This is a genomic window from Streptomyces sp. NPDC037054 (assembly GCF_055606745.1).
Genome location: NZ_JBVJSJ010000002.1, coordinates 319,395 through 340,421, shown reverse-complemented (window position 1 = coordinate 340,421; position 21,027 = coordinate 319,395). Strand labels below are relative to the sequence as shown.

The 21,027-nt window shown below is 72.9% G+C and carries 16 protein-coding genes and 1 pseudogene; 5 read left to right on the top strand and 12 right to left on the bottom strand.

Features of this window, described 5'->3' with window-relative positions:
- Positions 1-82 precede the first annotated feature (82 nt).
- The 3 genes from ACZ7D7_RS06505 to ACZ7D7_RS06495 all read right to left on the bottom strand — a co-directional run bounded on the left by ACZ7D7_RS06505 (position 83) and on the right by ACZ7D7_RS06495 (position 1,806).
- Positions 83-865: a chaplin gene (locus tag ACZ7D7_RS06505; RefSeq protein WP_470822827.1), complete on the bottom strand. Its 783-nt coding sequence runs from the start codon at positions 863-865 to the stop codon at positions 83-85.
- 155 nt (positions 866-1,020) lie between these two features.
- Positions 1,021-1,248, bottom strand: a complete 228-nt coding sequence (locus ACZ7D7_RS06500; protein WP_470823196.1) for a chaplin — start codon at positions 1,246-1,248, stop codon at positions 1,021-1,023.
- 147 nt (positions 1,249-1,395) lie between these two features.
- Complete coding sequence (locus tag ACZ7D7_RS06495; protein WP_470822826.1) at positions 1,396-1,806, bottom strand: rodlin; 411 nt, start codon at positions 1,804-1,806, stop codon at positions 1,396-1,398.
- 288 nt (positions 1,807-2,094) lie between these two features.
- On the opposite strand from ACZ7D7_RS06495, the gene ACZ7D7_RS06490 reads away from it, so the two are divergent.
- Both ACZ7D7_RS06490 and ACZ7D7_RS06485 read left to right on the top strand, forming a co-directional pair.
- Positions 2,095-2,505 carry a rodlin gene (locus tag ACZ7D7_RS06490; RefSeq protein ID WP_470822825.1) on the top strand — a complete coding sequence of 137 codons (411 nt, stop codon included), beginning with the start codon at positions 2,095-2,097 and terminating at the stop codon, positions 2,503-2,505.
- Between the two features lie 292 nt (positions 2,506-2,797).
- A complete protein-coding gene (locus ACZ7D7_RS06485) occupies positions 2,798-3,205 on the top strand; it encodes a rodlin (protein ID WP_470822824.1) in 408 nt (135 codons plus the stop codon).
- Positions 3,206-3,281: 76 nt separating this feature from the next.
- Here ACZ7D7_RS06485 and ACZ7D7_RS06480 read toward each other — a convergent pair whose 3' ends face one another.
- The 5 genes from ACZ7D7_RS06480 to ACZ7D7_RS06460 all read right to left on the bottom strand — a co-directional run bounded on the left by ACZ7D7_RS06480 (position 3,282) and on the right by ACZ7D7_RS06460 (position 12,120).
- A complete protein-coding gene (locus tag ACZ7D7_RS06480) occupies positions 3,282-5,201 on the bottom strand; it encodes an AMP-dependent synthetase/ligase (protein WP_470822823.1) in 1,920 nt (639 codons plus the stop codon).
- A gap of 185 nt (positions 5,202-5,386) precedes the next feature.
- A complete protein-coding gene (locus ACZ7D7_RS06475; protein WP_470822822.1) occupies positions 5,387-6,925 on the bottom strand; it encodes a vWA domain-containing protein in 1,539 nt (512 codons plus the stop codon).
- A gap of 147 nt (positions 6,926-7,072) precedes the next feature.
- Positions 7,073-7,954: an ABC transporter permease gene (locus tag ACZ7D7_RS06470; protein WP_470822821.1), complete on the bottom strand. Its 882-nt coding sequence runs from the start codon at positions 7,952-7,954 to the stop codon at positions 7,073-7,075.
- Positions 7,951-10,602 (bottom strand): alpha/beta fold hydrolase, encoded by a 2,652-nt coding sequence (locus ACZ7D7_RS06465; RefSeq protein WP_470822820.1) that lies wholly within the window; start codon positions 10,600-10,602, stop codon positions 7,951-7,953. Before ACZ7D7_RS06465 ends, ACZ7D7_RS06470 begins: the two co-directional genes overlap by 4 nt.
- 117 nt (positions 10,603-10,719) lie before the next feature.
- Complete coding sequence (locus ACZ7D7_RS06460; RefSeq protein ID WP_470822819.1) at positions 10,720-12,120, bottom strand: APC family permease; 1,401 nt, start codon at positions 12,118-12,120, stop codon at positions 10,720-10,722.
- Positions 12,121-12,458: 338 nt separating this feature from the next.
- Between ACZ7D7_RS06460 and ACZ7D7_RS06455 the strand changes: the two genes are divergently transcribed.
- Complete coding sequence (locus tag ACZ7D7_RS06455) at positions 12,459-13,301, top strand: SCO4651 family lipoprotein (RefSeq protein WP_470822818.1); 843 nt, start codon at positions 12,459-12,461, stop codon at positions 13,299-13,301.
- A 57-nt stretch (positions 13,302-13,358) separates the two neighbouring features.
- On the opposite strand, the gene mmsA is transcribed toward ACZ7D7_RS06455, so the two are convergent.
- Together mmsA and ACZ7D7_RS06445 are read right to left on the bottom strand one after the other, a co-directional pair.
- Positions 13,359-14,861 (bottom strand): CoA-acylating methylmalonate-semialdehyde dehydrogenase, encoded by a 1,503-nt coding sequence (gene mmsA / locus ACZ7D7_RS06450; RefSeq protein WP_470822817.1) that lies wholly within the window; start codon positions 14,859-14,861, stop codon positions 13,359-13,361.
- A gap of 14 nt (positions 14,862-14,875) precedes the next feature.
- Positions 14,876-15,079: pseudogene (locus tag ACZ7D7_RS06445) on the bottom strand (3D-(3,5/4)-trihydroxycyclohexane-1,2-dione acylhydrolase (decyclizing)); the annotation flags it as partial.
- Positions 15,080-15,470: 391 nt separating this feature from the next.
- Between ACZ7D7_RS06445 and ACZ7D7_RS06440 the strand changes: the two are divergent.
- Both ACZ7D7_RS06440 and ACZ7D7_RS06435 read left to right on the top strand, forming a co-directional pair.
- Positions 15,471-16,406, top strand: a complete 936-nt coding sequence (locus tag ACZ7D7_RS06440; RefSeq protein ID WP_470822816.1) for a helix-turn-helix domain-containing protein — start codon at positions 15,471-15,473, stop codon at positions 16,404-16,406.
- A 620-nt stretch (positions 16,407-17,026) separates the two neighbouring features.
- Complete coding sequence (locus ACZ7D7_RS06435) at positions 17,027-17,227, top strand: helix-turn-helix transcriptional regulator (protein WP_470822815.1); 201 nt, start codon at positions 17,027-17,029, stop codon at positions 17,225-17,227.
- A 39-nt stretch (positions 17,228-17,266) separates the two neighbouring features.
- Here the strand turns inward: ACZ7D7_RS06435 and ACZ7D7_RS06430 are convergent, their stop codons facing one another.
- A complete protein-coding gene (locus tag ACZ7D7_RS06430; protein ID WP_470823195.1) occupies positions 17,267-18,310 on the bottom strand; it encodes a zinc-dependent alcohol dehydrogenase family protein in 1,044 nt (347 codons plus the stop codon).
- A 239-nt stretch (positions 18,311-18,549) separates the two neighbouring features.
- Positions 18,550-20,847 (bottom strand): MMPL family transporter, encoded by a 2,298-nt coding sequence (locus tag ACZ7D7_RS06425; RefSeq protein WP_470822814.1) that lies wholly within the window; start codon positions 20,845-20,847, stop codon positions 18,550-18,552.
- Positions 20,848-21,027 lie beyond the last annotated feature (180 nt).

Sequence of the window (21,027 nt, the reverse complement as noted above, 5' to 3'; positions counted from 1 at the left end):
GGGCGGCGGGTGCCGTGTGGGGTGTTCGGCGGGTGCCGGACGGGGAGCGTCCGGCACCCGATGACCACCCGGCGCCCTGTGACTACCGGTGGGACGCGGCGCGTCCCCTGCGGTAGAGGATGGCGCCGCCCAGGATGAGCGCGGCGCTCGCGGCCGAGGCGCCCAGGACGGCGTCCGTGCCGGTGTCGGCCAGCGCCGGGGGCTTCTGGCCGCCGCCAGGGGACGGGGTGTTCGGCACGCCCGGGGTCGACGGCGTCGCCGGAGGAGTCGACGGCGGGGTGACCGGGGGCGTGACCGGGGGCTTGCTCGGCGGGGTCGTCGGCGGGGTGACCGGCGGCGTCGTGGGCGGCGTGGTCGGCGGGGTGTCCCCGTAGCCGGGCGGCTCGCAGTCGTTGCCGAAGGCCGGGTTGAGGATGCCGATGAGGTCGGCCGTGTTGCCGCAGGCGTTCACCGGCACGTCCACCGGCACCTGCCCGTGGTTGCCGGAGCCGACGCCGGGCGAGCCCGCCGTGCCGCCCTCGGCCGAGGCGCCGCCGGAACCACCGGAGCCGCCGGAACCACCGGAGCCGTACTCGTCGTCGCCGTGGCCGGACGTGTCACCGGAGCCGCCGTCGTCCGAACCGGAGTCGTGGGCACAGGAGTTGCCGAACGCCGGGTTGAGCGCGGCCAGCACGTCGACGGTGTTGCCGCAGGCGTTCACCGGCACGTCGACCGGAGCCTGGACGTTGTTGCCGGACAGGACGCCCGGCGAGTTCGATGCGGTACCACTCGCGCCCGAGTCGGCGAGGGCGGGGCTGCCGCACAGGGACATGACGCTCGTCGCGGCGGCGGCCGCGACCATTCCCCTGCTCAGGGTCTGTCGCAATCTCGTGGTCTTCCTGCTTGAGGAGATGGGCCCGAACTCGAGGAGACGAGTTCGAGCGGAGGAGCTCGGAGAGACGGCGAAGGCCGGCCTCGGAGCGCGAACTGGGCGGTCCGAGGCCGGCCGTGCCGCCACCGGGGCGGCTGTGCTCTACACCGTCAGTCGTTCACGCACGTGTTGCCGAACGCGGGGTTCAGCGCCGCGATCACGTTCACGGTGTTGCCGCACAGGTTGATCGGCACGTGCACCGGGATCTGGACGACGTTGCCGGACAGGACGCCCGGGGAACCGATGGCCGCGCCCTGGGCACCGGAGTCGGCGACGGCCGGGGCGGCCGCGCCAAAGGCCATGATCGCGCCCGCGACGACGGCAGCGCTCTTCTTCATGAGCTGTCCCTTCTCTGCGGTCATGCCCACCATGACCTGTGTGCTGTGAAACGAGGAACGGACGGCCGAAGAAACTGCGGAACGCCCGCGCACGGGCGAATTCACCCGAACGCCTTCACGGAATCCACACACCGGCGATCAGCTGATTCAGCTGTTGCCCGCACCGTTTCCGGACAGCGCCGAGATGTCGCTCAGAATGTGCGACAGCGGCTCGTCGCCCTTGGCCTGCGTGGAGTTCTCCGCGCACTGCTGGTTCTGCGGGGCCGACAGGATCGGGACGTCCTGGACGGCGATCGGGATGAGGCCGACGACGGAACCGATATTGGCCTTGGCCGGCAGACCGACGCACAGCTTGTTGAGCGAGCTCTGCACCAGCGTGGCCTGCGGGCTCAGGTCGCCCTTGGTCATCTGGTTGCCGAACGACTGGTGGGCGCCGTTGCCACTGGCGGAGGTGGTGCCGGCGTCGTTGCCGATGGCGAGCGCCTGCGGGGCGGCGGCGGCCGACGCACCGACGACGGACGCGGCGACCGCCGCCGTGGCCATTGCCTTCTTCAGCATTTCGCTTTTCCTTTCCTGGCCGCTGGCCAGACGGAACTGGCCGAGACGTAGCTGGGCCAAGAGGGATGTTCCTGCCCTCGCATCAACAGCGGCCGCGAGGATTGGTTGCGGGGGGTCACCCGATCGGATCGTTTCGCGCCGCGGAATTCCCGGAATCACGGGGCGCGGCCACTCGACGGAGTGACGGTCCCCTGTGCTCCGTCGGAGTGAATGGGAGCAACCAAACGGCCGCCGGGAAGTTGACCAGAGCGCTCCGGTGGACGGGGTTTCTCCAGAAGGGACTAGCAAGTGATCAAGAAGGTTATGGCCTCCGCCGCGGTCGCCGCGTCCGTCGTCGGTGTCTCCGCCGCGGCCGCGCCGCAGGCGCTGGCCATCGGCAACGACAGCGGCACCACGTCCGCCAGCGGCAACGGCGCCTCGCAGGAGTTCGGCAACTCGGCCACGTACGGCAACATGAGCCCGCAGATGGCGCTCATCCAGGGCTCGTTCAACAAGCCCTGCATCGGCCTGCCGGCCAAGGCCAACATCGGTTCCGTCGTCGGCCTCATCCCGGTCGCCGTCCAGGACATCCCGATCCTGTCGGCCCCGCAGAACCAGCAGTGCGTCGAGAACTCCACGCAGGCCAAGGGCGACGAGCCGCTGTCGCACATCCTCGACGACATCTCGGTCCTCGCGGGCAACGGCGCGGGCAACAACTGACCGTTCCGCCTCGCGGGTTCACGCACACCGAGCCCATCGGGCCCCCTCCTCCGGGCCCCGACGAGCGGGCCGCCGATCCTTCGGCGGCCCGCTCGTTTCCGTGTGCGGCGCGTGGGCCGCGGGGGCGCCGCGCGCAAGGTCGCCGGGGCGTGAACGGGCCGCGCGGGGGCGCCCGTTGGGCGCCGGTAACGCGCTGAGCCGAACGGGGCACTGCCCGCAACCACGGCGGGGGTCGGGGCGTTGACGATCATGCAGCTCCTCCCCCGGAGTCCGCTTTTCGAAGGGAATGAACATGAAGAAGCTGTGGGCCACCGCGGCCATCGCCGCCTCCGTCGCCGGCGTCTCGGCTGCGGCCGCCCCCCAGGCGCTCGCCATCGGCAACGACAGCGGCACCACGTCCGCCAGTGGCAACGGCGCCTCGCAGGAGTTCGGCAACTCGGCCACGTTCGGCGACATGAGCCCGCAGCTGTCGCTGGTCCAGGGCTCGCTGAACAAGCCGTGTGTCGGCCTCCCCCTGAAGGCCAACGTCGGTTCTGTCGTCGGTCTCATCCCGGTCGCCGTCCAGGACATCCCGATCCTGTCGGCCCCGCAGAACCAGCAGTGCGTCGAGAACTCCACGCAGGCCAAGGGCGACGAGCCCCTGTCGCACATCCTCGACGACATCTCCGCCCTGTCCGGCAACGGCGCGGGCAACAACTGAGCCCAGGCTCGGCGCGGCGGGTCACCGGTTCCCCCGGTGGCCCGCCGCTTGCGTGTGTCCCGGGCGAGGACGGGGCTCAGGCCCCGTAGAGCGCCTCGATCTCCGCCGCGTACGCCGCCGTCGCCGCGTGCCGCTTGACCTTCAGGGACGGGGTGAGCAGGCCGTTCTCCTCGGTGAACTCGCCATCGATCAGGGCGAAGGCGCGGATCGACTCCGCCCGGGACACGGCCTCGTTGGCGTGGTCGACGGCCTTCTGCACGTCCGCGCGCAGCCGCTCGTCCCGGACGAGCTCCGACAGCGGCGTGTCGGCGGGCCGTTTGCGGACCGCCAGCCAGTGGGCGACCGCCTCCGGGTCGAGGGTGATCAGGGCGCCGACGAAGGGCCGGTTGTCGCCGACGACCAGACACTGGCCGACCAGCGGGCGGCTGCGCAGCCGGTCCTCCAGGACGGCCGGCGAGACGTTCTTGCCGCCCGAGGTGACGAGGATGTCCTTCTTGCGGCCCGTGATGGTGAGGTAGCCGTCCTCGTCGAGGGCACCGAGGTCACCGGTCGCGAACCAGCCGTCGTCGAGGACGGCGTCCGTGGCCTCGGGGTTGTTCCAGTACGAGCCGAAGACGATGCCGCCCTTGACGAGGACCTCGCCGTCGTCGGCGATGCGCACGGCGGTGCCGGGGACGGGGCGGCCGACGGTGCCGGGGCGGGGGCGCAGGGGCGGGACGACGGTGGCGGCGGCGGTGGTCTCGGTCAGGCCGTAGCCCTCGTAGACGATGATGCCCGCGGCGAAGAAGAACAGGTTGAGGTCGCGGTCGAGGGGTGAGCCGCCGCTGATGGCGTAGCGGACCCGGCCGCCGATCTCCTTGCGGATGCGCCGGTAGACCAGCAGGTCGTACAGCGCCCACGCGGCGTACAGGCCGGGGCCGGGGCCCTTGCCGCGGCCGAGGAAGCGGTTGAGGTACGCCTCGCCGAAGCGGACGCCGATGCGGTGCGCGCGGTCGAAGGAGGCGCCGCGGCCGATCTTCTCGGCGGTCGCGCGGCCGGTCTCGTGGATCTTCTCGAAGAGGTACGGCACGCCGACGAGGAACGTGGGGCGGAACGCGCGCAGCGCCGGGCGGAGTTCGTCGGGCTTGATGCTGGGGCAGTGGCCGATCTCGATGCGGGCCGAGAGGCAGGCGATCTGGAGGGTGCGGCCGAGGATGTGGGCGAGCGGCAGGAAGAGCAGCGTCGAGGCGGCGCGGGAGGTGACCGCCTTGAAGATGGGGTGCAGCAGCTCGACCGTGTTGGCGGCCTCGGCGTGCAGGTTGGCGTGGGTGAGGACGCATCCCTTGGGGCGGCCGGTGGTGCCGGAGGTGTAGCAGACGGTCGCCACGGTGTCGGGGGTCAGGGCCGTGCGGCGCTTGGTGACCTCGGCGTCGGGGACGTCCGCGCCGAGGCGGGTGAGGTCGTCGAGGGCGTCCGCGTCGAGTTGCCAGACGCGGGGCGGCTCGGGGTGGCCGCTGGTGCCGGTCAGGACGGTGGCCGCGTGCTCGGCGGTCTCCGTGACGACGTACCGGGCGCCCGAGTCGCGCACGATCCAGTCCACCTGCTCGGCGGACGAGGTGGCGTAGACGGGCACGCTCTGGCCGCCCGCGGCCCAGACGGCGAAGTCCAGGACGGTCCACTCGTAGCGGGTGCGGGACATCACGGCGACCCGGCCGCCCGGTTCGAGGCCGGCGGCGATGAAACCCTTGGCGACGGCCGTCACTTCACGGGCGAAGGCCGCCGCCGTCACGGGCTGCCAGCCGCCGTCGTGCTCGCGGCGCAGCACCACGGCGTCCGGCGCCTCGGCCGCGTTGGTGTACGGGATGTCGGCGGTGCTGCCGGTGACGGGCCGCGGTGCCAGCGGGGCGGCGTGGGCCTCGCGAACGGTGCCGGTGTCGTCCCTGACGAGATCGACCCGGCCCCGTTCCAGCAGGTCGGTGCGCCGTTTCGCCCGTTTCAGATCCTTGCGTACGCCCATGACGGCTCCCGGTCGCGGCTTGAGCTGACGTGCCGTGGTCGTCGACCACCCTTACTTACTCACCAGTCAACTTACTCATACGTAAGGAAAGGTCAATGGGTGGCGTACGCCTGGTGCCCGCCGGCGGGGTTCCGGCGGGCACCAGGCGTGGGCTGGTGGGCGGCGTGAGTGGGCAGGGAAGGTCGTCAGGCTCCGTAGCGGTCCGCCTGGTCGACGGCGTCGGCGAGTTCGCGCACCGCGTCGTCCTCCGTGGTGCGCGCCAACCGGGCCGCGCGCTCGGAGAGTTCGCCGAGGGTCGGGGCGTCCGGGAGCCGGCTGTAGCGGCTGTCGCCGGAGCGGAGGGCGTCGGCGAAGTACGCGGCGACCGCGGTCACCTGGAACCGGGCGGGCGCCTTCGCCACCGAGTCGTGCAGGGAGTCGGACTCCACGCTGCCCGACTCCTCGTGCGGGGCGCGGGTCCCGGGGTCGAGCCAGCGGACGGTGGCCGTCGCGAGGTGGCCGTCGGCGCCCGGCTCGGTCCGCACCGCGTAGAGGGCGGTGACGGTGTGGCCGGGCCCGACCTCGCCGCCGTCGACGCGGTCGTCGCGGAAGTCCTCGTCGGCGACGGCGCGGTTGTCGTAGCCGACGAGGCGGAACTCGCGGACGGTCTCCGGATCGAAGGTCACCTGGGCCTTGGCGTCGCGCGCGGTCAGCTCGACGTTCTGCGGGAGCCGTTCGCTGAACACCTCGGCCGCGTCGCCCTCGTCGGACACGTACTCGGTGTGCCCGTCGCCCTTGTCGGCGAGGCGCTCCATGAGGGCGTCGCCGTAGTCGCTGCCGACGCCGACGCCGAAGAGGGTGATGCCGTGCTCGCGGCGCTCGGTCGCGATGCGTTCCAGGATCGCGTCCGCGTCGGTGTCGCCGGTGTTGGCGAGGGCGTCGGAGACGAGGACGACGCGGTTGGTGGCGCCCTTGCGCAGGCCCTCGACGGCGGTCTCGTAGCCGGTCTCGACGCCTGCGCCGAGGTTGGTGGAGTCGGTGGGCTCCAGGGTGTCGACGGCGTCGTGGATCTCGTCGCGGTTGCCGTCGAGGCGGGTCATCGGCAGGACGGTCTCGGCCTCGTCGCTGAAGGTGACGATGGCGACCGAGTCGTCGTCGCGCAGCCGGTCCGTCATCACGCCGAGGGAGTGCTTCGCGAGGTCGAGGCGGCCCGGTTCGGCCATGGAGCCGGAGATGTCGACGACGAAGGTCAGGGCGGCGGGCGGCCGGTCCTCGGCGCGGCCGGGCGCCTTGGTGGCGAGGCCGACGCGGACCAGGGACCAGTCCTCCTCGCCGGTGCGGGCGCCGTCGACGGTCACGGAGAAGCCGTTGCCGTCGGGGCGTTCGTAGTCCTGGCGGAAGCTGTTGACGAACTCCTCGGGGCGGACCGTCGACGGGTCGGGCAGCCGGCCCTCGGAGAGGGTGCGGCGCGCGTAGCCGTAGGAGGCGGTGTCCACGTCCAGGGCGAACGTGGACCGCAGGTCGGGCGAGGGGGCCACCTCGCGGGAGTCCTCGTCCCGTCCCTCGCCCCGCCGTTCGCCCGGGGCCGGGCCGTCGGGCGCGGGGTAGGAGCCCGAGCCGCGCCTGCTGCTGTCGTGTGCCTTGTTCGCCTCGCCGTCCGCCGCGCAGCCGGTGAGCAGGAGTCCGCCCGCCGCCGTGAGCGCGACCAGCGCGCCGCGCAGCCGTCGTGTCCCGTACCACTCCATCGTCCGTCCCCCATCGGTTCGTTGACGCCGGTTCTTGTGACTGTGACGTCGGCGGCGGCCGGAACGTGCGGCACGGAGCGTTGCGGATGAGTCTCGATGCGGGCACAAACACGGCCCGCCGAGACCGGTAGGTGATCTTCCGGAGACCTAGGACACGATGTCCTTGCGGGCGAAACCGCGGAAGGCCAGCGCGAACAGCACGAGCGCGTACGTTACGGAAACCGCGGTGCCCTGGATCATGCCGGACCACTCCAGGCGGGGCTGGACGGCGTCGGCCCAGGCGAACTGCCAGTGCGCGGGCAGGAAGTCGCGCCAGTCGCCGAGGGCGGTCACCGCGTCCAGGACGTTGCCCACGATGGTCAGGCCGACCGCGCCGCCCACCGCGCCGAGCGGGGCGTCCGTCTTCGTCGACAGCCAGAACGCGAGTCCGGCCGTGACCAGTTGGGACACGAAGATGTACGCCACGACCACCACGAGCCGCTGGGCGGCGGTGCCCGGCGCGAGCTCGCCGCCCGTCGGTATCCGCAGCGGGCCCCAGCCGTAGGCGACGGTGCCGACGACGAACGCCACGAGGGGCAGCAGGACCATCGCGGCCAGGCTGAGGCCGAGGCCGACGGCGAGTTTCGACGCGAGCAGCCGGGCGCGCGGCACGGGCGCGGCCAGCAGGTAGCGCAGGGAGGACCAGCCGGCTTCCGAGGCGACGGTGTCGCCGCAGAACAGCGCGACCGGGATCACCAGCAGGAAGCTCGCGGACACGAACAGGTTCACGGCGGCGAAGTTGGCGCCCGACGCCGTCGCCGTGTCCATGAGGGTGATGCGGTCGCCGCGGCCCTCCGGGTCGCCGCCGATCGCGAACGCCACGACCAGCACGAACGGCAGGACGGCGAGGATCGCGCCCATCACCAGGGTGCGGCGGCGCTTGAGCTGGCGGACCAGCTCCACGCGCAGCGGCAGGGTGCGGCCGGGACGGTAGCCGGAGGCGACCTCGTCCTGGCGGCGCGGTGGGGTCCGCTCGGTGAGCGTGCTCACGCGGAGCCTCCGATCAGGGTGAGGAAGGCGTCTTCGAGGCGGCGGTGCGGGCCCACCGACTCCACGGGCACCTCCAGGCGGACCAACTCGGCGACCAACTGGCGGGCGCTGCCGCCGGTGTCGAGCCGGATCAGCAGGCCGTCGTCGGTGCGCACGGCGGAGGCCACGCCCGGCAGGGCGGCGACCTTCTCCGCGACCGGCTCGTCCACGGGCGTGCCGGTGCCGACGAGCAGGGTGTCGCCCGAGCCGATGATGTCGGCGACCGGGCCCGCCTGGACGAGCCGGCCGCGGTCCATGACCACGAGGTGGGTGCAGGACTGCTCGACCTCCGCCAGCAGGTGGCTGGAGACGATCACCGTGCGGCCGGCGGCCGCGTACCGGATCATCACCTCGCGCATCTCGCGGATCTGGGGCGGGTCGAGGCCGTTGGTCGGTTCGTCGAGGATGAGCAGGTCCGGCAGGCCGAGCATGGCCTGCGCGATGGCGAGGCGCTGGCGCATGCCCTGCGAGTAGGTGCGCACCGCGCGGGCCAGCGCGTCGCCGAGTCCGGCGATCTCCAGCGCCTCGTCCAGGTGCGCGTCCTCGGCCGGACGGCCGGTGGCCCGCCAGTACAGCTCCAGGTTCTCCCGGCCGGACAGGTGCGGCAGGAATCCGGCGCCCTCGACGAAGGCGCCGACGCGGGACAGCACGGGCGCGCCGGGGCGGACGGCGTGGCCGAAGACGCGGATCTCGCCCGCGTCCGGGGTGATGAGGCCCATCAGCATGCGCAGCGTCGTCGTCTTGCCGGCGCCGTTGGGGCCGAGCAGGCCCAGCACCTGGCCGCGCTCCACCTGGAAGGACAGGTCGCGTACCGCGTACCGGTCGGTGGACTTCGCGTACCGCTTGCTCAGGCCGGTGATCCGCAGGGGGACGTCGGCCAGTTCGGGGTCGGGGGCCGGGGCCGCCGTGCGGCGGCGGGCGGTCAGCAGCAGGGCCAGGGCGAGGGCGGCGCCGGTGAGCGGCAGCCACCACACCCACGCGGGCAGCGGGGCGGCGGCCGTCTCCACTCCGGGGGCGGTGGGCACCTGGAGGTCGCTCCTGAGGGCGACGGTGTACGTGGCGGGTGCGGCGGGCGACGCGTAGCCGAGGTCGGTGGAGGCGAGGACCAGGCGGAGGCGGTGGCCCTTGCGCACCTCGTGGTCGACGGCGGGCAGCGTGATCGTGACATCCTTGCCGGACTTCGCGTCCGGCACGCGCAGGGGCGTGACGAGTTGGGCGGGGAGCACCTGCTGGGTGCCGCCCGGGCCGACGTCGTAGACCTTGGCGAAGAGCACCGCGTCGTCGGAGGTGGAGGTCACCCGCGCGGTGACCGTGGGCGATCCGGTGATGCGCAGGTCTCTCGTCACGGGCGCGGAGTCGAACCGCGCGTGCTGGCCGCGGAAGTCGAGGGAGATCCCGACGCCGAGGGAGGACAGCTGGGCGAGGCCCCCGGCGCCGCCGAGGCCGGGCAGGGCGGAGACGGCGGGCGGGTTGGCGCCCGGCGGGTTGGCGAAGGCCTGCTCGCCGCCGCTCAGGGCGACCGGCCGCATGCCGCCGGCCAGGCCGGGGTAGGTGTCGGCGCTCGCGCCCCTGAGGAGGGCGGCGCCGTCGGTGGAGTCGACGCCTCCGGTGCGGCTGACGCGGAAGGCGGGGCCGGTGTCGGCGGACTTGTCGTCCTTGAGGTGGCGGTCGAACCAGGCACGCACGCGTGCCTGCACGCGGTCCGTCTCCGGGTCGCCGCCGTCGTGCCCGCCGGCGATCCAGTCGACGTCGACGGGGGCGCCGTTCGCCCGGATCCTCGCGGCGGCGGCGTCGGCCTGGCCGAGCGGGAAGAGGGAGTCGCTCTGGCCCTGCACCAGCAGGGTGGGGACCTTGATGCGGTCGCCCACGGCGGACGGCGAGCGCTGCTCCAGCAGGGCGCGCGCCTCGGCGTCGGGGGTGCCGGACTCGGCGACGCGCTCGTACATCCGGCACAGGTCGGGCTCGAACCGGGCGCAGCCGCCGCCGGTGTTGACGAAGATGCCCGCCCAGAGCTTCTTGAAGACGTCGTTCGGGAAGAGGGCGTCCGCCAGGTTCCAGTAGGTGACCGCCGGGGCGAGGGCGTCCACCCGGTCGTCGTGTCCGGCGGTGAGCAGGGCGATCGCGCCGCCGTAGGAGGCGCCGGACATGCCCACGCGGGGGTCGCCCGCCGCGTCGAGTTGGACCTGGGGCTGTCCGGCGAGCCAGTCGATGAGCCTTGAGACGTCCGCGACCTCGCCCTCGGGGTCGTTCAGCCCGATCTTCCCCGTGGACCGGCCGAAGCCGCGCGCCGACCACGTCAGTACCGCGTACCCGTCCCGGGCGAGTTGCTCGGCCTGCTGCCGGACGGCGTGCTTGCTGCCGCCGAAGCCGTGCCCCAGCAGGACGGCCGGGCGGCGGCCGGCGGGGCCCGCGGTGAAGTACGAGGTGTCGATGCGCACTCCGTCGCCCACGCTCATGACGCGGTCGGCGCGGTGCACCGGGGGCGCGTCGTCGGAGGCGACGGCCGTCCAGGTGCCGGCGCCGGCGAGCACGACGACGGCGGCCCCGGCGGCCAGCAGCCGCCGGGGCCCCCGAAGCAGCCCTCGGAGCGCGGGCAGTCGAAGATCCATGCGTCAACAGTACGGTCCGGCTCCGACAGCCGGAGCAGCCTGTGGATCGAGGCCGCGGCCCTCCCCCGGGAGTACGGCGGACCCGCCGCGTACCACGGACGCGGTAGGCGGCGGCGCTCAGGCGCGCGCGTCCTCCGGGACGGACACCAGCCAGCGGGTGTCGCGGTGCGGGCGGAGGTAGAGCGCCCAGTAGAGGGTGGCGACGGCCGTGATGCCGCCGGTCCACAGGAGATGGACCGTCTCCTGGCGGCTCAGGACGTAGGCGAGGACGGCGATCAGCAGGACCGGCATCGCGGGCCACAGCGGCATGCGCCACGCGGGTGTGTGCCGGTGCGTGCCGCGCCGGGCGAGCAGGGCGGCGACCGCGACGAGCAGGTACATGCCGGTGACGGAGACGCCCGTGACGCCGTACAGGGTGTCCAGGTTGACGAAGCACAGCGCCGCGCCGGGCACGCCGACGGCGAGGGTGGCGGCCCAGGGGGAGCCGAACCGGCCGAGCTTGCCGAAGACCTCGTTGACGGGCTCGGGCCACGCCTTGTCGCGGGCGGAGGCGAACAGGACGCGCGAGTTCTGAATGACCATCACGATGCCGGCGTTGACGATGGCGAGGGCCACGCAGAGGCTGACGAAGGTGCCGACCGCGGAGTTGGACCAGGCGGTGACCATGGCGCCGATGTCACCGCCGGTGAGTTCCGCGAGGTCGGAGGCGCCCATGGTGATGGCGACGACCGGGACCAGGATGATCACGGCGGAGATGCCGAGGGTGGCGAGCACCGTGCGGGCGACGGTGCGGCGCGGGTCCTGGAGTTCCTCGGAGAGGTAGACGGCGGTGGAGAAGCCCTGCGTGACGAAGAGGGCGATGGCCAGGCCGGAGACGACCAGCATGGCGGTCACCGCGTCGGGGCCGCCGTCGGCGCCCGCGACCTGCATGGAGGCGAGGCTGCCGGGGCCGCGCTCGCTGTGCGCGAAGCCGAGGACCGCGACGACGGCCGCCGCGACGACTTCCAGGACCAGGAAGACGCCGGTGATCCAGGCGTTGGCGCGCAGGTCGAGCAGTCCGGCGAGGGTGGCGAGCAGCATGACGCCGGCGCCGGCCAGGGAAGGGTCGAGGTCGACGACCGGGGCGAGGTAGTCGGCGGTGCCCATCGCGATCACCGGCGGCACGATCATGACGACGAGCAGGGAGAGCACGAACACCAGCCATCCCGCGAGCCGTCCGGCCAGCGTCGAGACCATGGCGTACTCGCCTCCGGCGCTGGGGACGAGGGTGCCCAGCTCGGAGTAGCAGAACGCCACGGCGACACACAGGAGGGAGCCGATGGCGATCGTGAGGGCGGTGGCGGTGCCGAGCGAGCCGAACAGGTCGGGGACGACCACGAACAGCGTCGAGGCGGGCGTCACGCACGACAGTGTCAGCAGGGTCCCGCCGACGACCCCGATGGAACGCTTGAGCTTGCGTTGACTGCTGTCCGGCGGGCCGGCGAGGGGGGTCTCGACAGGGCGGAGCGTGTCGGTCATGCGGCAGTTCCGATCGACTCGTGCGGCGGGGTTCGGGCGGGAGCGCTATCGCCTCCGGCGGCTTCGGTCGTACGTGCTGGTCGTCCGCTCCCGACGCCGCATGGAATCCCAACGAAAACCGGCACGTCAATGGTCGTTTACCTACGGAATCCGTCGCCTGACGGGCATTTCGCACTCGAATACGGCACTTTCCACTGGGGATTCCTTGCCGTTGAGGGCTGCGGGAACCGCAGGGAGGGCGGTGAAAAAACCTTTGCCCGTCCGGTATCCGGACGTTGTCGGTGGCGCCCGCTAGAGTCGCCGCCACAGTTGATCCACAGCGAAAAGGGTGGGGGCTCATGAAGCCGAGGTACACCGCGGCCTGGGTGGGGCTGACGGCGGCTGCGACGGTCGCGACGTCCGCGTGCGGTGCGGAGGGCGCCAAGACGGCCGCGGAGGCGGTGGACAAGGCCGACACGATCATGGCGGCGCTGTCGCGGGCCACGGACCGCACCGAGCGGCTCGGTTCGGCCGAGGTCAGGATGACCACCGACCTGGGCGCGGGCGAACCCGTCTCGATGGACGGCACGTACTCGTGGGGCGACGGCTACGCGTTCGACGTCGAGATGGACGCCAGGGCCGCCCAGATGCAGGAGCTGACGGACTCGCCGACGGTGCGCACGCTGTTCGTCGACGGCGCCTACTACTACGACGTCGACCCGCAGCCCTCCGGCCCGCTCCAGGGCAAGGAGTGGATGAAGATCGACGGCTCGGCCATCTTCGGCGAGCAGGGCGCGAGCGCCCTCACGGGCAACTCGGCGAGCCCGTCGGCCTCCATGAAGGGCCTGAAGTACGCGAGCGACGTCGAGGACCTCGGCGAGGAGACCGTCAACGGCACGTCCACGACGCACTACCGGGCCGTGCTCGGCCCGGAGGACCTGGGCGAGTTCCAGAAGGCCTACGGCGGGGACACCCCGTTCCACTCGATCACGGGCGGCTCCGGCGAGGTCACCATGGACGTCTGGGTCGGGCCGAAGGACCTGCCGGTGCGCATCGTCCAGGAGATCGGCGCCATGAAGGTGAGCATGGACTTCGACAAGTTCGGCGCCACGCGGGACATCGAGCCCCCGCCGGCCGCCGAGACCGGCGACCTCACCGAAGAGGTGAAGAAGGTCTCCGAGCAGGAGGGCCGACAGGGCTGACACGCCGGTGCCCCGCCCCCGGTCGGCCAGGGGCGGGGCACGGTTCGGCCGGCGGCGTCAGTGGTTGCGCGGGAAGCCCAGGTCCACGCCGGACGGGGCGTCTGCCGGGTCCGGCCAGCGGGTCGTGACGACCTTGCCGCGGGTGTAGAAGTGCGTGCCGTCGTTGCCGTAGATGTGGTGGTCGCCGAAGAGCGAGTCCTTCCAGCCACCGAAGGAGTGGTAGCCGACGGGCACCGGGATCGGCACGTTCACGCCGACCATGCCCGCCTCGATCTCCAGCTGGAAGCGGCGGGCGGCGCCGCCGTCCCGGGTGAAGATCGCGGTGCCGTTGCCGAACGGCGAGGCGTTGATGAGCGCCACGCCCTCCTCGTAGGTCTCGGCGCGCAGCACGCACAGCACCGGGCCGAAGATCTCGTCCTGGTACGCCTTCGCCGTGGTCGGCACCTTGTCGAGCAGGGAGATGCCGATCCAGTGGCCGCCCTCGTGGCCGTCGACGGTGTAGCCGGTGCCGTCCAGGACGACTTCGGCGCCCTCCGCCGCCGCACCCGTGACGTAGGTCGCCACCTTGTCGCGGTGGGCCTTGGTGATCAGCGGGCCCATCTCGGACGCCGGGTCGTCGCCGGGGCCGATCTTGATCTTCTCGGCGCGCTCGCGGATCTTCTCCACGAGGGTGTCGCCGATGGCGCCCACGGCCACCACGGCCGAGATGGCCATGCAGCGCTCGCCCGCCGAGCCGTAGGCGGCGCTGACGGCCGCGTCGGCCGCCGCGTCCAGGTCGGCGTCCGGCAGGACCAGCATGTGGTTCTTGGCGCCGCCGAGGGCCTGCACGCGCTTGCCGTTGGCGGAGGCGGTGGTGTGGATGTAGCGGGCGATCGGCGTCGAGCCGACGAAGGACACGGCCTTGACGTCCGGGTGCTCCAGGAGACGGTCGACGGCCACCTTGTCGCCGTGCACGACGTTGAAGACACCGTCCGGCAGGCCCGCCTCGGCGAGCAGCTCGGCGAGCTTCAGGGACGCCGACGGGTCCTTCTCGCTGGGCTTGAGCACGAACGTGTTGCCGCAGGCGATGGCGATGGGGAACATCCACATCGGCACCATCGCCGGGAAGTTGAACGGGGTGATGCCCGCGACGACGCCGAGCGGCTGCCGGATCGAGGACACGTCGACGCGGCTGGCGACCTGCGTGGACAGCTCGCCCTTCAGCTGGACGCTGATGCCGCAGGCCAGGTCGACGATCTCCAGGCCGCGCGCGACCTCGCCGAGCGCGTCGGAGTGCACCTTGCCGTGCTCGGCGGTGATCAGCCCGGCGATCTCGTCGCGGTGGGCGTCGAGCAGCGCGCGGAACTTGAACAGGATCGAGGTGCGCTGAGCCAGCGACGACTGGCCCCACGTCACGAAGGCCTCCTTGGCCGCCGCGACCGCCGCGTCCACCTCCTCGACCGACGCGAACGCGACCTTCGTGGTGACCTCGCCGGTCGCCGGATTCGTCACCGGCCCGTAGCTGCCCGATGCGCCTTCGGCGATCCTGCCGCCGATCCAGTGGTTGACGATCTTCGTCATGCCGGGGAACTCCTTCACAGATGGCGGCGTCGGGTGCAGACGTGCCGTTCGTACAGCTCATGTGGCCTGACCGCCGACGGTCGGGTCGTGGTCTCGGCCCCCTCTCCATCCCACCAGGGGCGAGCGGGACGCGCGCCCGACACAGTGTCTGCCGTTTCGGCCCCCGCGTAGACACATGTGGGGGTCGGCGGCGCCGTCGGCACGGCCGGAACCGCTCGTCCGGCGGGAACCTCCGGCGCGGGGGCCGCGGCGGGCGGGGAGTCGTCGCTCGCGGTTCGCTCCTGCCAGGGCGAAACCGGGCTCCCGCACCGGAGGCGTTCTGCGTGCTGCTGTCGACCGGTTTCTAGTCCCGTACGTGGAGCCCTGTCAATAGTTTGTCCGGACATTCGGACCAGACGTCTGGAAGCTGCAGGTTCTCCCCCGGATGTTTCCCCCGGACGGCTTGTGCCTCCGCTTCCCCCGGCCCGCTGTGCGGCTTGCGCCGTTCCCGTCCGCAGGCGCTTTCGCCGTTCCCGTCCGCAGGCCGGAGTGCCGTAGCACGATGGGCGGTTCGATCGGGCGGTTCGATCGGGCGGGCGGAACGGGTGCACGGAACCGTGGGGGCGGGCGATGGCGAGTGGTCGGGTGAGCGTCGGAGCGGGGCACGGGCCCGGTGGCCGCTGGGAGATCGCCGTCGCGGCGCCCCATCCCCGGCTGCGGCCCGGCGTCATCGGGTACCGCGGCGTCCGGCTCGACCTGGACGGGCCGCGCCGCAGACTGGAGGCGCCGATCGGGGCGGCGACCCTGATGCTCGGCTTCGACCGGCCGATCCGCGTCTCACGCCCCGGGCAGCCCCCGGTCACGCTCGTGTGTCTCTACTCCGGGCCGACGACCACCGCGGCCGTGGGCGAGCACTCCGGACGGCTGTCCGGCATCGAGGTGCTGCTCATGCCGTGGGCGGCGTTCACCCTGTTCGGCACTCCGCAGTACGAACTCGCCGAGCGCGTCCTCGACCCCGACGAACTGCCGCACGCCCTCGGCCGTGACCGGACGGGCGGCCGGTGGCGCAGCGTCGGCGACCTGTGCGGCGCGCTGGCCGCGCTGCCGACGTGGGCGGAGCGCTTCCGGCTGCTCGACGACGCGTTCACCCGGTGGTCGGCGGCCGGGACGCCGAGTTCGGCGCGGGTGATCGACGCGTGGGCGGAGCTGGTGCGGTCGTGGGGAACGGTGCCGGTGCCGCGACTGGCCGAGCGTGTCGGCTGGAGCGTACGGCAGCTGGAGAACCGCTTCCGGGAGCAGATCGGGCTCGGCCCCAAGGCGGCGGCCAGGGTGCTGCGCCTGGAACACGCACGCCGGCTGCTCGCGGCGGGCCGGAGCCAGGCCGAGACGGCGGCCCTGTGCGGCTTCTACGACCAGGCGCATCTGAGCGGCGAGTTCAAGGCGATGACGGGATGCACACCGGGCGAGTTCGCCACCGCCCGACGCCTCGCGGTCCAGCCACCGGACGCCGACCGCCTGGCGGGCGAGGCGACGAGCCTGGTGCTGGACGGGGTGGGCCGGGGCTGAGCCGACCGCGCCTGCCCGGCGCCCCTGGGCACGAACCGGTAGCGCCGGTTGCCCGAGTGCGGATTTTTCCAAGACCCCCGGGTCGCGGTCGGTGCAGGCTGTGCGTCCGGCCAGTCCGCCACGGGGAGGCGCGCAGGCCCTCGGCCGCCGCGCCGAGCCACGCGGGGGGAGCCGGCGGGCCGGGCCCGGTCACAGGCGTGCCCCTGCACTCCTGTTGCTTCGCGTCGAGCGCAGTCGAGCGCGGAGCGCCGGGCCCGGCCCCGTCTCACCACCGCCTCGCACTCCCACCCACCGCTGCCACCGGAAACCGCGACCGGGATCGGGGCCGGGCCGGGACCGAGGCCGCACCGGGACCGAGGTCAGACCGGGACCGGGACCGCACTGTCAACGCGCCATGCCGATGAGCCGACCCATTCCTTTGCTCCACTTGTGTCACGAACACCACCCTCGTGTCACACATGTCCCGGCCCGGCGAAATTCCCGTCACACCCGCGCACGGCACCTGCCGGGTCGTCACTGTGCGTCGTTGACCCGGTACAGGCTCTGTCGCCAGCGCAGCACCCGGCTCCCCCGACGGCCGTCCCCGGTCGCGCCGCGGTGCGCGCGGGGAGGTGTACCTCATGACCGACCACCGGCTCTGGTCCTACAAGGAGATCGCCGCACACATCCGCGTCCAGCCGGACACCGTCCGCTCGTACCGCAAGCACGGGCTGCTGCCGCCGCCCGACCTGGTGGAGGCCGGCAAGCCCTTCTGGTACCCGGAGACGGTCCGGCGCTGGGTGGCGTCCAGGCCGCGCAATCGCGGCCGGGGGGAGACCTGACGTCGTCACCTCACCGTGACGCCCGCCCGCGCGCCCCGGTCAGCTCCAGGGCTCGACGACCGTCACCCCCGCTACCGGGGCCGTCCCCATCTCCGTCAGCGCGGCCGGGGCCGCGTCCAGGGGGATCGTCGACGTCACCAGCAGGTCGGGGCGCAGCACGCCGGACCGGACCGTCTCCAGCATCGCCGGGTAGGTGTGGGCGGCCATGCCGTGGCTGCCGAGGATCTCCAGCTCCAGGGCGACCGCGCGGGCCATGGGCACGGGGGTGGTGCCGGTCGGGGACGGCAGCAGGCCGACCTGGACGTGCCGGCCGCGGCGGCGCAGGCCGTTGACCGAGGCGGCGCAGGTGACGGGCGCGCCGAGGGCGTCGAGGGACAGGTGGGCGCCGCCCCCGGTCAGCTCCCGTACGGCCAGGGCCGTGTCGTCGGTACCGGAGGCGTCCACGCATTCCGCCGCACCGAACTTGCGTGCCAGGTCGAGCGCCCCCGGTGACACGTCGACGGCGACGACGCGCGCTCCGGCGGCGGCCGCGATCATCACGGCGGACAGGCCGACGCCCCCGCAGCCGTGCACGGCGACCCACTCCCCCGCCGCGACCCGACCCTGCTGGACGACGGCCCGGAACGCCGTGGCGAACCGGCAGCCGAGCCCGGCCGCCGTCGCGAAGGACATGCCGTCGGGAACGGCGACGAGGTTCACGTCGGCGTGGTCGAGCGCCACGTACTGCGCGAAGGAGCCCCAGTGGGTGAAGCCGGGCTGCGTCTGGCGCTCGCACACCTGCTGGTCCCCGGCGGCACAGGCCGGGCAGGTGCCGCAGGCGCAGACGAAGGGCACGGTGACGCGGTCCCCGGCCCGCCACCCGGTCACCCGGGCGCCCACCGCCTCGACCACACCGGCGAGTTCGTGCCCCGGCACGTGCGGCAGCGTGATGTCAGGGTCGTGACCCTGCCAGCCGTGCCAGTCGCTGCGGCACAGCCCTGTCGCCTCGACCCGCACGACCACCCCGTGCTCCGCGGGAGCGGGATCCTCCACCTGCCGCAGGCCGATCGGGCCTCCGAACCGCTCGAACACCACTGCCCGCATCGCTGCCTCGCCTTCCGTCGTCGCCGGGGCCTTCTTGCCGGACCCGGAAACGATCATCCCTCGCGCCGTGAACCGCTAGCGCTGCGGCCGGGAAGGTTTGCCGAACCGCTCGCGGCGTCCGGTGCGGTGCGTCGCGAGGCGGAGCACCGCCCGCGTCCTGGGCGTACGCGGGTGGTGCGACAACGCCGCGAGGTGCCGTGCCGGGCGTCGCGAGCCGGTGAACCTTTCCGGTCGCAGCGCTAGCCGCCCACCCCCACGGCGTCCCGGCCCTCCGCGCTCCCCTCGGTCCGCCCGCCCGGCCCGACGTCCCCGGTCTGCGCGACGTCCTCGGTCCGCGCGGCCCGCTCGGTCTGCCCGGCCTTCCCGGGCGTGGGCGCCGGCGGCTCTCCCTCGCTCAGGCCGAAGCGTCGGTGGAAACGGCGGAGGGGGGCCGGGGCCCACCACGTCGCCCGGCCGGTCAGGCGCATCACCGCGGGGACGAGGAGGCTGCGCACGATCATCGCGTCCATCAGCACCGCCAGGGCGATGCCCAGTCCGAGCATCTTGGTGTTGGTCACGCGGGAGGTGCCTATCGCGACCATCACCACCGCGAGGATGACCGCGGCCGCGGTGATCAGCCCGCCCGTGCGCTGCACACCGTGCCGGACCGCCTGCTCGTGGTCGCCGCTGTGGTCGTACTCCTCCTTGATGCGGGACAGCAGGAACACGCCGTAGTCCATGGAGAGGCCGAAAGCCACGCAGAACATCAGGACCGGGAGGGTCGTCTCTATGGAGCCGGCGCTGGTGAAGCCGAGCAGGCCGGAGAGGTGGCCGTCCTGGAAGACCCACACGACCGCGCCGAACATCGCCGTCAGGCTGAGCGCGTTGAGCAGCACCGCCTGCAGGGGGATGAGCACGCTGCCGGTGAGCAGGAAGACCAGGAACAGGGTGACGACCGTGATGAAGAGGGCCGCCCACGGGAGGCGCTCGCCGATCGCGTCCTTGGAGTCGACCAGCACGGCCGCCGTGCCGGTCACCCGGGTGTCGAAGGGGGCGTCGGTGGCGCGCAGCTCGCCCACGAGGTTCTGGGCGGGTTCGTCGACGGCCTCGCCCTTCGGCAGCACCGTGAAGTACGCCGAGTCGCCCTTCACCAGGGGGCCTTCCACGCCGCGCACGTCGGGCAGGGCGGCCATCCGCTCCTTGTAGGCGGCGTACTGGGCCTCGGTGGCGCGGCCCTCGGCGAGGACTTCGAGGCCGCCGCCGGGGTTGCCGGGGAAGCCGTCGCGGATGTGCTGCTGCACGACGCGCGACTCGGCGCTCGCCGGCAGCTGGCGGTCGTCGGCGGTGCCGAACTTCACGCCCAGGAAGGGCAGTCCGAGCAGGACGAGCACGGCGGTGGTGCCGAGCGCGAAGACCGGGGCGCGGCGCATGACCAGCGTCGCCGTGCGCGCCCAGGCCCTGCCGTCCTCGGCGGAGCCGGTGGGCCCCGGCCGGCCGCGGCGGAACAGGCGGCGCAGGTCCAGGGAGTTGACGCGGTGGCCGAGCAGGACCAGCGCGGCCGGGAGGAGGATCAGGGCGGCCGCGGCGGCGAGGAGCACCACGGCGATCCCGGCGTAGGCGAAGGAGCGCAGGAAGTACTGCGGGAAGAGCAGCATCGCCGCCAGGGAGACCGCCACCGTGAGCGCGGAGAACAGCACCGTGCGCCCGGCCGTGCGCAGCGTGGTGCCCACGGCGGTCAGCGGCTCGGCTCCGCCGGACAGTTCCTCGCGGAAGCGGCGGACGATGAACAGGGCGTAGTCGATGGCGAGGCCCAGGCCGAGGGCCGTGGTCAGGTTCAGGGCGAAGACCGAGACGTCGGTGAGTTCGGTGAGGCCGCGCAGCAGGGCGTTGGTGCCGAGGATCGCGACGATGCCGATGCCGAGCGGCAGCAGGGCGGCGACCGCGCTGCCGAAGACCATGACCAGCAGCACGAGCGTGACCGGCAGGGCGATGAGCTCGGCGCGGGTCAGGTCCTCCTGGATGATCTTCTGCATCTCGTGGCGCACGGCGACCGGGCCGCCGATGCTCACGTCCACCGGGCCGTGCGTGCCCCGGAACTCGGGGGCGATGCGGTCGAGGGTGTCGCCCATCGCGCTCTCGTCACCCGTGATGCGGGCGGCTATCAGCGCCTCGCGCCCGTCCTCGGCGCGCAGGGTGGGGGCGCCGGTGTGCCAGTAGGAGCCGACGCCCGTGACACCCGGCTCCTCGGCCAGGCGGGCGGCGAGCCTCTTCGCCTCGGCGGCGACGGCCGGATCGTCGACCGACGAGGCGCCCGCGTCGACGAGGAGCAGCAGATTGGGCTGGGAAGCGGGGAACTCGCGCTCCAGCGCCCTGGTCGCGTACGTCGACTCGGCGGCCGGGTCCTCCCAGCCGCCGCTGCCGAGGCGGTCGGCGACGCCGCCGCCGGCCAGCACGGCCAGGACCGTGAGCACGAGGGCCGCGAGCAGCGACAGGCGTGGGCGGGCGGTCACGAATCGGGTCCAGCCTCCGACGGGCCGGGCCTTGTTGACTTCAGTCATCCTGCGGTGTCCCCTTCACCGTGAATCCATCGTGAACCGGACCGTGCCCGACGCCTTCGCGCAGGCAGGCGGCATGGATCGGCCATTGCCAATAGACTGGCAAACACGAGAGATCGCTCGCGTTTCTCTAGAATGCGAGCGAGTACTCGCGTTTGTCAATCGCGTTCGACGAGCTGGGGA